This is a genomic window from Microbacterium sp. BR1 (genome assembly GCF_002812725.1).
Classification (GTDB): Bacteria; Actinomycetota; Actinomycetes; order Actinomycetales; family Microbacteriaceae; genus Microbacterium.
The window spans coordinates 326235-338547 of sequence record NZ_NMUN01000003.1 but is presented as its reverse complement, the minus strand read 5'-3'; the positions used below and the strand labels follow the sequence as shown (position 1 = coordinate 338547).

Genomic DNA, 12313 nt, shown 5'->3' with positions numbered 1-12313 from the left:
GCCGCAGCGGGAGCAGCCGGGGCCGCCGGACGCACGGGGCCGGGACGACCCGCGGGGCGCGGTGACGATGACGCGGCGGCAGGCGCCGGGACCGCGGGTGCGGCTGCACCCTCGGCCTGAAGCGCCTGGCGAAGCTTGCGAGCCACGGGGGGCTCGATGGTGGACGAGGGGCTCTTCACGAACTCGCCGAGCTCTTTGAGCTTGGCCAGCGCAACTTTGCTGTCGACGCCGAGTTCTGAGGCGATCTCGTGCACGCGTGGTTTGGAAGCCACAATTCTCCTGTCTGGGTCCACCCAGGCAGGGCAGACCGTTAGTCGCGGACGGGACTCATTTCGAGCCGTTCACTTTGTTTCCATAGCCGTTCAGCCTGTTCTCTAACGTCTGCGCGTCGAGTGGTCCCGAAACGCGTAGTGCTCGCACGAACGCGCGGCGCCGCAGTGCGGCCTCCACGCAGGCGGGCGTCTCGTGCACCCACGCGCCCCGACCCGGCATCGTCGCACGCTCGTCGGGAACGAGCATGGAACCGATGGAGACGACCCTCAGGAGGGCCGACCGGGGAGCACGCGCGCGGCATCCGACACACGTCCGTACAGGTTCCATCTTACACCTCCCGCTCACGCCGTTCGGCGCGACGCATGCGGCCAGGGATCAGCGATCCTCCGGATCCCGCGGTCAGCGGTCCTCCAGAATGCTGTCGGGCTGGATGTCGATCTTCGCGCCCGTCAGTTTGGCGGCGAGACGTGCGTTCTGGCCCTCCTTGCCGATCGCCAGCGACAGCTGGTAGTCGGGGACGAGTGCGCGGACGGCCTTGGTGGAGGCATCCAGAATGAAGCTCGACGTGACCTTCGCGGGCGAGAGCGCGTTGCCGACGAACTTGGCGAGCTCGGGGTCGTAGTCGACGATGTCGATCTTCTCTCCGCCGAGCTCTTCCGTCACGGCTCGAACGCGGCGACCCATCTCGCCGATGCACGCGCCCTTCGCGTTGATCGAGGGATCGTTGGCCCGCACCGCGATCTTGGTGCGGTGACCGGCCTCGCGTGCGAGCGAGACGATCTCGACCAGACCCGAGGCGATCTCGGGAACCTCGAGAGCGAACAACTTGCGCACGAGGCCCGGGTGCGTGCGCGACACGGTGATCGAGGGACCCTTGGGACCCTTGCCGACACTCGTGACGTATACGCGCAGGCGCGAGCCGTGCGCGTAGGCCTCGCCGGGCGACTGCTCTTCGGGCGGCAGGATCGCCTCGACCGAGCCGAGATCGACGTGGATCATGCGCGGGTTGGGACCTTGCTGAATGACCCCGGCGACGATGTCGCCTTCCTTGCCCTTGAACTCGCCCAAGACGGCGTCGTCGGCGATGTCGCGCAACCTCTGGCCGATGACCTGCTTGGCCGCGAAGGCGGCGATACGGCCGAAGTCGTCGGGAGTGGTCTCTTCTTCGCCGATGACGGCGTCGTCGTCATCCGTCACCGGAATGAACACGCCGACGTGACCGGTCTTGCGGTCCATCTCGACCCGGGCGCCCGGGGGCACCTCACCCGAGGGCGACGTGTGCTTTCCGTAGGCGGTCAGAATCGCCTGCTCGATGATGCTCACGAGTTCGTCGAAGGGGATTTCCTTCTCGCGCTCGATCGTCTTCAGCAGTCCGAGATCGATGTCCACTTCAGACCTCCCTATTCAGCTCTCGTCGACGCGTCATGCGCGTCGACATCCCCCCTACGTTACCGGATGACATCGGCGATCGTCCCAGGGCCATACCCTGTTCGCATGCACTCCCGACGCGCAGCCGTTGCCAGCACCCTGTTCGCCGCCATGCTCCTGATTTCGGGCTGTGCCACCTCGAGCCACATCCAGGCCGAGGACGACGACCTCGGCGCCGTCGACGTATACGACATCGGTGCGGATGCGACCCTGTCGCCCGCACCCAGCGGCCCGGCCGACGAGATCTGGACGATGTTCGTGGGCGTCGTGACCGAACCGGTCGCGGCCGACACCTTCAACAGCTATCGCGTGGGCGATTCCGCCGACAGCGACACCATGGCGTACGTGTCGCGCGATCTGGACGACCCCACCGAGTGGATGCTGGTCGCGAACGCCGCTTACGCGGACGACGCCGACACCCTGCTGCAGACCCTCATCCACGAGTACGCGCACGTGCTGAGCCTCAACGTCGCCCAGGTGCCCGAGCCATCCGGCGACTGCGACACGCTCGAGTTGAGCGAGGGATGCGCGCTGCCGACGTCCTTCATCTACGCGTTCCAGACGGATTTCTGGGACGCCTACGGTGACGAGGCGCCCGGTCCCGACAACGACGACGCCGAGGTCGCGGACGCCTTCTACGCCGCGCACGAGGAGGACTTCGTCAGCGACTACGCCGCGACGAACGTCACCGAGGACTTCGCCGAGTCCTTCGCGGCGTTCGTGCTCGAGGCGGAGCCGGATTCGGACTCGCCGCTCGCGCAGAAGCTCGACTTCTTCTGGGCCGTGCCCGAATTCGTGCAGATCCGTGCGCACATCTCCGAACAGTTCGGTCTCGAATAGCCCGCGCTACCCCCGATCGCGCTCCCTCCCGGACATACTGTGCGCATGGATGAGATCAACGACTGGCTGCTGACGTGGGGCGACAACCTCTGGACCTGGATCATCGTCCCCGTGGTGGTGCTGCTCGGCCTGTACTTCACGGCACGCTCCGGTATCGTCCAGTTTCGGCTCATTCCCGAGATGTTCCGCACCCTCACCGACAGGACGCCGCGGACCGCGACGGGTGAGCCGCAGTCGGTCTCGGCGTTCCAGGCGTTCACGATCTCGGCCGCCTCGCGCGTCGGAGTCGGCAACATCGCCGGTGTCGGCACCGCGATCGCGCTGGGTGGCCCGGGGGCGATCTTCTGGATGTGGCTCATGGCCTTCGTCGGCGGGGCGTCGAGCTTCATCGAGTCATCGCTCGCCCAGCTGTTCAAGGTGCGTGACACGGATGGCTTCCGCGGCGGCCCCGCCTACTACATGCAGCGGGGGCTGAAGGCGCGGTGGCTCGGGATCTGGTTCGCGATCATCCTGATCGTCTGCTTCCCCTTCGCGTTCTCGTCCCTGCAGGCCAACACGATCTCGGCCACGGTCAGCGGAAGCCTCGGTGACGACGCGGCACCCTGGCTGCCCTGGGCCGTCGGTATCGGCATCACCCTCCTGACCGCGCTGGTGATCTTCGGCGGGGTCCGTCGCATCGCCTCCGTGACGCAGGCACTCGTGCCCACCATGGCCCTGCTCTACCTGCTGCTCGGGCTCGCCGTCGTGGCGCTGCACATCGACCAGCTGCCGGTGGTGTTCACCCAGATCTTCACGCAGGCGTTCGGATTCAACGAGGTCGTCGGCGCGGCCTTCGGCTACATCGTTCTCACCGGGGTCAAGCGCGGCATGTTCTCGAACGAGGCGGGACTCGGATCGGCGCCGAACGCCGGGGCGAGTGCCGCGGTCACGCACCCCGTCAAGCAGGGACTCGTGCAGACGCTGGGCGTCTACTTCGACACGTTCCTCGTGTGCACGATCACGGCATTCATCATCCTGGTCTCGGCGCCCGACCTGACCTCGGCCACGAGGGGAATCGGCCTGACCCAGGGGGCGCTCGTATCGACGCTCGGCGAGTGGTCGAACATCGCCCTGACCGTCATCATCTTCCTGCTGGCGTTCAGCTCGATCCTCGGCAACTACTACTACGGCGAGTCGAACATCGAGTTCATCACGACCAAGCGCGGGGCGCTCGTGGGCTACCGCATCCTCGCCGTACTGGCGGTTCTGGCCGGATCGGTCGTTACGGCCGACCTGGTGTGGAACTTCGCCGACGGGGTCATGGGCCTGATGGCGCTGACCAACCTGATCGCGATCGCGCTGCTCTCGGGCATCGCGTTCCGCCTGCTGAAGGACTACACCCGGCAACGCCGCGAGGGGCGCAATCCCGTCTTCACACGGGCACTCATGCCGGATGTCGAGGGCATCGAATGCTGGGAGGACGAGCTTTCCGTCACCGGCCCGATCGACATCGTCGAGAAGGAGCACGAGGCGCGCAAGCATCGCGATCACCTGCACGGGGCTCCCAAGCTCTGACGAAGGCGGCCACGGGGCGGGCTCGCGCCTAGGCTGAGCCGATGGACTCCGAGGCCCCGAAGCGCGTCGCCCGCGACGCGACCACGATGCCCTGGTTCCGCGGGCTCGCACGGCTCGGGTACGTCTCGAGCGGCATCGTCCATGCTCTGATCGGCGTGATCGCGCTCATCGTGGCCCTCGGTGGAGATGCCGCGACGGATCAGACCGGTGCCCTCCGCGCCATCGCCGCACTCCCCCTCGGCTTCACCCTGCTCTGGATCATCGCCGCGGGGTTCTTCGCACTCGCCGCGTGGAAGATCGGCGAGGGCATCCTCGTCCGTGGCGACAGCGTCCTGAAGAAGTGGGGCGGTCGGGTCGGCCAGTGGGGTCAGGCGGTCGTCTTCGCCGCGTTCGGAACGGTCGCCGCGGCCATCGCCTTGGGCGCGCGCCTGAGCAGCGAGCAAGCCGCCGAGAAGGCCAGCCGCGGCGTTCTCGACATACCCGGGGGAACGTTCCTCCTGATCGCGGTCGGTATCGGCGTGGGCGCCACCGGCATCTCGTTCCTGTCCATGGGCGTCCGGCGCAGCTACCGCGGGCAGGTCTCGGTCCCGGAGGGCGCTCTCGGACGGCTCGTCGACATCCTCGGCATCGTCGGGTTCGTCGCGAAAGGCGCGGCGCTCGCGGCGATGGCGGTGTTGCTGGTCATCGCCGCTGTCCGGGACGAGGCTGCAACGGCGGGAGGCCTCGACGGCGCCCTCGCAGCGCTGCTCGGACTCACCCTCGGACCCGTCCTGGTCGCATCCATCGGGATCGGCTTCATCGCCTATGGCGTTTTCTGCCTCTTCCGTGCCCGGTATGCGCGACTCTCGCCCGATCCCGCCCGGCACGCTTCGCGGCGCACGTCGAGCCTCGAGAACCGGCACACCGGCCGAGTCCCCGCACGTACGCTCGGGGAATGACACCCGACATGGCTGACTCCGCGCAGAGGACCGTTCGCAAGGCGGCATCACACCCCGCGTTCCGGATGCTCGCGCGCTCCGGATACGCGGCAAACGGCGTGATCCACCTCCTCATCGGCGCGATCGTGCTCGCAGTCGGCGCCGGGGGCGGCGGGGGTGGGGGCGAGTCCGATCCGACCGGCGCCTTCCGCGCCATCGCGGAGGCGCCGCTCGGCTTCGTCGCGCTCTGGGTCCTGGCCGTCGGGCTCGCGGCTCTCGGCCTGTGGTATCTGGTCAAGGGCGTGCTCGTGGACGTAGACGACGCGCGCAAGCGCTGGATGAAGCGGATCGGCGAGTGGGCCAAGGCGGTCGTCTATGTCGCCATCGGCTACAGCGCGGCATCCGTCGCACTCGGCGCGGGATCGAGCGGCGACGAGAGCGCCCAGAACGCCAGCAGCACCGTGCTCTCGCTTCCCGGCGGTCCCGTCCTGCTGGGAATCGCCGGCCTGGTCATCGTCGGCGTCGGGGCCGGATTCGTCTTCAAGGGCGTCACCCGCAGCTTCCGTGAGAAGCTCCGGATGCCGAGCGGCGCGACGGGTCGCATCGTGACGGTTCTCGGCATCGCCGGATACGTCGCCAAGGGGATCGCCCTCGCCATCGTCGGCGTCCTGGTCATCACGGCCGCGATTCAGGTCGATCCGGAGGAGGCCGGCGGGATGGACCGGGCGCTCTCGGCCCTGATCGACCTGCCCCTCGGGCCCTGGCTCCTCGGCGCCGCGGGCGTCGGGTTCATCGCCTACGGGGTCTACTGCTTCTTCCGGGCCCGCTACGCACGTCTCTGAGGGGGCCGACCGATCAGGGGCAGTCGTTCGCCGCGGCCCCCACGGGAACGCCGTCGAACCGCGCCTGCGTCCACCGCATCATGGTCGACAGCAACGGCGAGCGCGGCAGCATCGGGCCGGTGTGATCCATCCGATCGAAGACGCGAACCTGCAGCGGCTGCCCCTCGGCGCACCTCTCGGCGACGAATCGCTCGTGCAGCGCCGTCGGAATCACCTCGTCCTGTCCGCCCCAGGCCAGCAGGACGGGGGATTCCCACGGCCCGGTCGCCGCGTTCTGCGCGAGCCGATCCCCCAGCGGCCCGACCGTCAAGTCTGTGTCGTAAAGGGGGCGATCGGCAGAGACGCCCAGCGCCGCGAGCACGGACACGACCACCCCCGGCTCCGTCGGACAGCGCTGCGTCATCTCTCTGACGATCGAGCGCCCACCGGATGCGACGTAGTCGGAGATCAACACATCGGGATACGTGTCGGCATAGGGCACGAGCACCCACGAGATGAGCACGGACAGGATCGCGGAGTCCTGCGTGCGAGCGAGCTCTTCGGCGAGCGCGAGCGGGTCCGCCGCGGGCGAGATGGCCACGGTCCCCCGCACGCTGAGTTCGGGCGCGTAGGTGGGTGCGAGCTGGCTCGTCCAGAGCGCGGCGTGCCCGCCCTGGGAGTGCCCCCACACCACGACCCGGGACGACAGCCACAGACCCTCCACGTGCTCCGCAGCACGCACCGCGTCGAGCGCCGAGCGCGCCTCTCCCTCACCGATCAGGTACGGAAAAGTGCCCGGAGCCCCCTGGCCCGTGTAGTCGGTCGCGACGACGACCCAACCCGCTGCGAGGGCCCGATCGATAGCGGGAATCGCCCAGCGCGTGGCCGAGGCATCCGCGAGACTCGGGGCGCACCCGCGGGCGACGCCGGTCGTTCCGTGGTTCCAGATGATGACGGGACGCGGCCCCATGGGCGGGTCCGTGGGCGAGATGACCAACCCGCTCGCGAGCGCGCGGCTGCCGAACGCGTCCGTCGTGCTGTACAGGATGCGCCTGACCTCACCGCCGACCGGTGTGCGTCCGCTGTACGCCCCCTCTCGCAGGAGCGCGCCCGGGGCACTCGGCGGGGCCCCGGCGGGCGCGTCGTAGAAGGCGTCGATCACGGGGGCACCGTCTGCGAGCCAGGAACTCACCCACCAGGATCCGCCGGCGAGCCCCAGCAGCACCGCCGCGAGCGCGTAGCGCCCCACCGCGGCCCAGACGAGCACGCGTCGACTGCCGGTGGTCTCTCCCGGACGCGCTGAGCGCCCGCGGATCCGGCGCGAGGAACGCCAGGTGAGCACGCCACCGAGCACGACGGTCCGCAGCCCGAAGGCGATCGCGACGACGAGCAGGGTGACGTCCGGCCAGAGCAGGGCCAGCAGACCGAACACGACCTGCGCCACGGCAGATGCGGCGGCGAGCACCCGCTCGCTCACCCGGCCGCGTGAGACACCGATGGATGCGCCGAGCCCACCGAGAACGAGCAGCGCAGCGATCAGTTCCGGCAACAGGTCGAGGTTGCGCCCGAGCCAGAAGAGGATCACACCACCACCGACGATCCAGAGGATCGCGAGCACGATGTTCGCGCGGCGCGGGACGTCGCGCGGGGCGATCAGGTCCATCACACCGGCCGCGATGGCGCTGACCCCGATGTAGATCGCCAGCACCCACAGGGATGTCAGCGGCCGGGTGACGATGAATACGCCGAGCAGAATCAGGGGCAGCCCGACCGCGATGCCCACCCAGGCCGGCGCGTGGCCGACGAGCCGACTGAACCCGCCGCGCCGCGGCACGGGGGCGCTCGCGTTCGTGGGCTGCTGGGTCACTCAGGCAATGCTAGATGGGCTCCCGCGAACCTCGGGTCTCGCGCGGCTCAGTCGCCGACTTCGTCACGCTTTCCGCGCAGGACCAGGAGGGGGTCCGGCTCGCCGACGACCGAGGCATCCTTGTCTTCGTATTCGAATTGCGACAGGAAGTAGCGCATCGCGTTCAGGCGCGCCCGCCGCTTGTCGTTCGAGCGGATGATCGTCCAGCGCGCGAAACCCTTGTCGGTGCGCTGGAACATCTCATCCTTCGCGGCCGTGTAATCGTCCCAGCGTCCGAGGGACTCGAGGTCCATCGGTGAGAGCTTCCAACGACGCACCGGGTCGAGCTGACGCAGCGCGAAACGCGTGCGCTGCTCGGTCTGCGACACCGAGAACCAGAACTTCGTGAGCGAGGTTCCGGACTCGACGAGCATCTTCTCGAACTGTGGAACCTGCTGCATGAACTCCTCGTACTCGTCGGTCGAGCAGAAGCCCATCACGCGCTCCACACCCGCCCTGTTGTACCAGGAGCGGTCGAACATGACGATCTCGCCAGCGGTCGGCATGTGCTGAACGTATCGCTGGAAGTACCACTGGCCGGACTCGCTGTCACTCGGCTTGTTCAACGCGACCACGCGCGCCGCGCGCGGATTGAGGTGCTCCATGAACCGCTTGATCGTGCTGCCCTTGCCCGCGGCGTCGCGACCCTCGAACACGATGACCGCGCGGTGCCCGGTGTCCTGCACCCAGTACTGGAACTTGAGCAGTTCGATCTGCAGGAGGTACTTCTGGTCCTCGTACTCCTCCGCGTCGATCCGCGTGTCGTAGGGGTAACCCTCCTGCCAGGTCGTGACCGGATTGCCCATCGGATCCACCAGATCGGGATCGCCCGTCTGTCCGCCGACGACGTAGTAGCCTTCCTGTCGCAGGTTCTCGATGTACTCACGCAGCGACTGCTGCCCGGTAGGAATGGTCACGTCGTGAGACTAGCCCCCGAACCCAACGGACCGTAGACGGACAGGGAACGGGCGGCGAACAAAAGTCACGGCCGCGGGCGCCTCGCGCGCGAGGCGTTCTGGGTTACGGTCGCCTCGTGCCCACGACCCCGGCCCCGCCGCCCCTCCGATCGTTCCGCACCGCCGACCCCGGCTTGATCGGGCTGCTCGGTTTCGCGATCGCGACCCTCACCGCCCAGCTCGCGCACCTCGGCGTCCACGACGACAGCTCGGTGTTCTGGGTCGGCGCGATCTTCGGGGGGATCGTGCAGATCATCGCGGGGATGCTGTCGTTCACGATCGGCGACGACTTCCACTTCCTCGTCTACAACGCCTTCGGCTGGTATTGGCTCTGCATGCCGGGGTTCCTGCTCGGCGGCGAGCTCGGGTTCTTCGAGGTCGCCGGTCCCGCGCGAGGTGTCTTCACGCTCATGTTCGCCGTCCTGGCGGGGCTCTTCGTGTTCCCGGGCGCAACGCACAACAGCGCGCTGCCCATCACCCTGATGTGTGTATCCGGTGGGCTCGCGCTGCAGTCCGTGACCGCGTTCGGCGGCGCGACGGCGTTCGGGGCCGCGGGATCGGTCCTGCTGATCGTCGCATCCGGTCTCGCGACCTACATGCTGGTCGAGAAGTTCATCGTGCGCACGATGGGCCGCTCGGTCGTGCCGCTCGGCCCGGCGTGGCTTCGCGGTTCACGCGATCCGGAGTCCTAGCCGCGCGCTGAGGCGCTCAGCCGCGCCAACGCGTCGGCGACCGACACGACCTCGCGGTCACCCGTGCGACGATCCCAGAGCTCGACCTGACCCTCGGCCGCCCCGCGCCCGACGATCAGGATGCGCGGCACACCGATGAGTTCCGCGTCACCGAACTTCACGCCCGGCGACACCTTCGGACGGTCGTCGTAGAGGACATCGAGGCCCGCCGTCTCGAGCTGATCGGCGATGGACGCGGCGAGATCGAACGCCACGGCATCCCGCCCCGTCGCGACGACGTGCACGTCGAAGGGAGCGACGGACGCGGGCCAGATCAGGCCCTTGTCGTCGTTGTTCAGCTCCGCGATGATCGCGAGGATGCGGGTCACGCCGATCCCGTACGAACCCATCGTGACCGTGACGAGCTTGCCGTTCTCGTCGAGCACCTTCAGGCCCAACGCCTCGGCGTACTTGCGGCCGAGCTGGAAGACGTGACCGATCTCCATGCCGCGGGCGAGGTTGACCGGGCCCGAGCCATCCGGTGCCGGGTCTCCCTCGCGCACCGTGGCGACCTCGACGAAACCGTCGGCCGCGAAGTCGCGCCCCGCGACGAGCGAGTGCACGTGCTTCTCGTGCGCGTTCGCGCCGGTGATCCACGACGTGCCGTCGACGACGCGAGGATCGAGGAAGTAACGGATGTCGGTGGCGGATTCGGACCCGAGGATCGCACCCGTGGGCGACCAGGGGCCGATGTAGCCCTTGACGAGCAGCGGGTGCTTCTCGAAGTCCGCCTCGGTCGCGGCCTCGACGGCGGCGGGGGCGAAGGCGACCTCGACGCGCTTGTCGTCGACGTCGCGGTCGCCGGGCAGACCCACCACGACGAGCTCGCGCGTACCGTCGAGGTGCGTCAGGGCGAGCACGACGTTCTTGAGCGTGTGCGCGGCAGTCCACTCCCCCTCAGCCGGGGCTTCGAGGTGGGCGTTCGCGTGGTCGACGAGCGTGGCGATCGTCGGGGTGTTCGGCGAGTCGAAGATGACGGGCTCGGGCAGCCCGTCGAACGGGATCGGCTCGGGCGCGAGCGTCGTGAAGGCCTCGACGTTGGCCGCGTACCCGCCGTCTGAGCGGACGAACGTGTCCTCGCCGACCGCGGTGGGGTGCAGGAACTCCTCACTGCGCGAGCCGCCCATGGCCCCGGCATCCGCCTGCACGATCACGTACTCGAGTCCGAGGCGCGTGAAGATGCGCTCGTAGGCATCCCGCTGGGCCTGGTAACTCGCGTCGAGCCCGGCGTCGGTGTAGTCGAAGGAGTAGGCGTCCTTCATCGTGAACTCTCGGCCGCGCAGGAGGCCGGCGCGGGGCCGCGCCTCGTCGCGGTACTTGTCCTGGATCTGGTAGATCGACAGGGGCAGGTCCTTGTACGACGAGTACAGGTCCTTCACGAGCAACGTGAAGACCTCTTCGTGCGTGGGCGCGAGCAGGTAGTCGGCGCCCTTGCGGTCCTGCAGGCGGAACAGCGCGTCGCCGTACTCCTCCCAGCGGCCCGTGACCTCGTACGGTTCGCGCGGCAGCAGCGCGGGGAAGTGCACCTCGTACGCCCCGGCGTTCGCCATCTCCTCCCGGACGACGGCCTCGATCTTGGCCTTGACCTTCAGCCCCAGCGGCAGCCAGGCGAAGACGCCGGGCGCTTGGCGCCTGATGTATCCGGCGCGCACGAGCAGCCGATGGCTCGTGACTTCGGCATCGGCGGGGTCCTCACGGAGCGTGCGGAGGAAGTAGTGCGAGAGACGGGTGACCACGATCGTCAAGTCTAGGCGCGCGGATGCCTCGGCCCCTGCGCCCTCGTTTCGGCGCGCTCCGTGACTCTCTTTCCTGCCGAACCGTCACGAACTGCTCGAAATGCGCTCAAGATTGAGCGTTTCGTGACAGCTCGATTCGCTCAGAGCGCGTCGAGCACGGCCGCGAGGATGGCCGCTGTGCCCTGCTCGTCGTTGGCAACGCTGTCCCCGCTGATCGCGACGCGCGTGTCGCCAGCCGTGGCGACCAGCGTTCCGTATTCCGGCGCCAACATGACCAGATGACCGAGCACTCCGTTCGGGAGCGAGTATTCCTCGGCGCCGACGGTGCGGAGGTCAGCCGAGTCCGGCGCACCGACGTCTCGCTGCACCCGAAGCGAGATGATGCCGCTCTCGTTACTCCACGCACAGCTTTCCACGATGTTCGTCATCAGCGCGATCGCCTCCAGCCCCGCGATCCCCCAGCCGCTCTCGACGAGACCCGCGGCCGGCACCGCCGCGTTCACCGCCGCGAGAAGTTCTGTGCAGTCGAGCAACGGTTCCGCCGCGCCGCCGACGGCCGGTGGGCTCCATGCCAGGACCCGCGGGGCAATCATCTGTGAGAGCGCCTCCACACGCTCGGGGCTCTCAGCCCAGGTCTCGTACGACGATGTCGGCCATTCCGTCGTCTCCATCCACCAAGGTCCCGACACGGTGCGCCAGCTGCAATCCGTGAACCCGCTCATGCACGCTTCTTCCGGCACCGAGACGTGCAACTCCGGAGGCACGACCGACACGGGCAGCACTACGACACCCAGACCCACCTGATCAAACACCCAGTTGCAGACGATGCCGCCTTCGCGGATCACGGATGCCTCCTCCGCGATCCGCTGGCGCGCCTCGCGCACGGGATCGAGTTCGATCGGGGGGCCGAACAGGTCCGAAACCTCGGCATCCGAGAGCATTTCAGCACAGTCCCCTCCGAACGCCTGCGCGATCGGCTCCGGCGTCGGTGTGGGGCTCGGGCTTTGGGACGGCGTCGGCGTGGGCGTCGGGGACGACGACGAACTCCTCTCGGGTTCGGCTGCGCACGCGCTGAGCATGAGGGCGGAGACAACCATGAAGGATGCCATCGCTCGGCGTGGGAGTTTCGTCATCCTTCGACCCTATGAGCC

The 12313-nt window shown here is 68.3% G+C and carries 12 protein-coding genes; 5 read left to right on the top strand and 7 right to left on the bottom strand.

Annotated features, from left to right (window positions below; genetic code table 11):
- The 3 genes from CGU35_RS04240 to nusA all read right to left on the bottom strand — a co-directional run.
- The coding region (locus CGU35_RS04240; RefSeq protein ID WP_232711143.1) for a translation initiation factor IF-2 N-terminal domain-containing protein at nucleotides 1-272 on the bottom strand (272 nt) is incomplete at its 3' end.
- Between the two features lie 55 nt (nucleotides 273-327).
- Complete coding sequence (locus CGU35_RS04235; protein ID WP_100810339.1) at nucleotides 328-600, bottom strand: YlxR family protein; 273 nt, start codon at nucleotides 598-600, stop codon at nucleotides 328-330.
- Between the two features lie 72 nt (nucleotides 601-672).
- Complete coding sequence (gene nusA / locus CGU35_RS04230; protein WP_100810338.1) at nucleotides 673-1662, bottom strand: transcription termination factor NusA; 990 nt, start codon at nucleotides 1660-1662, stop codon at nucleotides 673-675.
- Nucleotides 1663-1767: 105 nt separating this feature from the next.
- On the opposite strand from nusA, the gene CGU35_RS04225 reads away from it, so the two are divergent.
- The 4 genes from CGU35_RS04225 to CGU35_RS04210 are packed head-to-tail and all read left to right on the top strand — an operon-like array spanning nucleotide 1768 to nucleotide 5854.
- Nucleotides 1768-2541: an NADH:ubiquinone oxidoreductase subunit 4 (chain M) gene (locus tag CGU35_RS04225; protein ID WP_100810337.1), complete on the top strand. Its 774-nt coding sequence runs from the start codon at nucleotides 1768-1770 to the stop codon at nucleotides 2539-2541.
- Nucleotides 2542-2586: 45 nt separating this feature from the next.
- Nucleotides 2587-4095, top strand: coding sequence for an alanine/glycine:cation symporter family protein (locus tag CGU35_RS04220; protein ID WP_100810336.1), 1509 nt, complete (start codon nucleotides 2587-2589; stop codon nucleotides 4093-4095).
- A 41-nt stretch (nucleotides 4096-4136) separates the two neighbouring features.
- On the top strand, nucleotides 4137-5033 hold the full coding sequence (locus tag CGU35_RS04215; RefSeq protein ID WP_232711142.1) for a DUF1206 domain-containing protein: 897 nt from the start codon (nucleotides 4137-4139) through the stop codon (nucleotides 5031-5033).
- On the top strand, nucleotides 5030-5854 hold the full coding sequence (locus CGU35_RS04210) for a DUF1206 domain-containing protein (RefSeq protein ID WP_232711141.1): 825 nt from the start codon (nucleotides 5030-5032) through the stop codon (nucleotides 5852-5854). Before CGU35_RS04215 ends, CGU35_RS04210 begins: the two co-directional genes overlap by 4 nt.
- 13 nt (nucleotides 5855-5867) lie before the next feature.
- On the opposite strand, the gene CGU35_RS04205 is transcribed toward CGU35_RS04210, so the two are convergent.
- Nucleotides 5868-7700 carry a lipase family protein gene (locus CGU35_RS04205; RefSeq protein WP_100810335.1) on the bottom strand — a complete coding sequence of 611 codons (1833 nt, stop codon included), beginning with the start codon at nucleotides 7698-7700 and terminating at the stop codon, nucleotides 5868-5870.
- Nucleotides 7701-7747: 47 nt separating this feature from the next.
- Nucleotides 7748-8656, bottom strand: coding sequence for a polyphosphate kinase 2 (gene ppk2 / locus CGU35_RS04200; RefSeq protein ID WP_232711140.1), 909 nt, complete (start codon nucleotides 8654-8656; stop codon nucleotides 7748-7750).
- A gap of 116 nt (nucleotides 8657-8772) precedes the next feature.
- Between ppk2 and CGU35_RS04195 the strand changes: the two genes are divergently transcribed.
- The gene (locus CGU35_RS04195; RefSeq protein WP_100810334.1) at nucleotides 8773-9387 is read left to right on the top strand and encodes an acetate uptake transporter family protein; all 615 of its coding nucleotides are present in this window, start codon (nucleotides 8773-8775) and stop codon (nucleotides 9385-9387) included.
- On the opposite strand, the gene CGU35_RS04190 is transcribed toward CGU35_RS04195, so the two are convergent.
- Nucleotides 9384-11162, bottom strand: coding sequence for a proline--tRNA ligase (locus tag CGU35_RS04190; protein WP_100810390.1), 1779 nt, complete (start codon nucleotides 11160-11162; stop codon nucleotides 9384-9386). The genes CGU35_RS04195 and CGU35_RS04190 overlap by 4 nt on opposite strands.
- Nucleotides 11163-11302: 140 nt before the next feature.
- A complete protein-coding gene (locus CGU35_RS04185; RefSeq protein ID WP_157813887.1) occupies nucleotides 11303-12295 on the bottom strand; it encodes a hypothetical protein in 993 nt (330 codons plus the stop codon).
- Nucleotides 12296-12313 lie beyond the last annotated feature (18 nt).

Coding starts and splice junctions, on each gene's coding strand:
- CGU35_RS04235 (WP_100810339.1), bottom strand. CDS start 600: ATGGAACCTGTACGGACGTGTGTCGGATGCCGCGCGCGTGCTCCCCGG.
- CGU35_RS04225 (WP_100810337.1), top strand. CDS start 1,768: ATGCACTCCCGACGCGCAGCCGTTGCCAGCACCCTGTTCGCCGCCATG.
- CGU35_RS04220 (WP_100810336.1), top strand. CDS start 2,587: ATGGATGAGATCAACGACTGGCTGCTGACGTGGGGCGACAACCTCTGG.
- CGU35_RS04215 (WP_232711142.1), top strand. CDS start 4,137: ATGGACTCCGAGGCCCCGAAGCGCGTCGCCCGCGACGCGACCACGATG.
- CGU35_RS04210 (WP_232711141.1), top strand. CDS start 5,030: ATGACACCCGACATGGCTGACTCCGCGCAGAGGACCGTTCGCAAGGCG.
- CGU35_RS04185 (WP_157813887.1), bottom strand. CDS start 12,295: ATGACGAAACTCCCACGCCGAGCGATGGCATCCTTCATGGTTGTCTCC.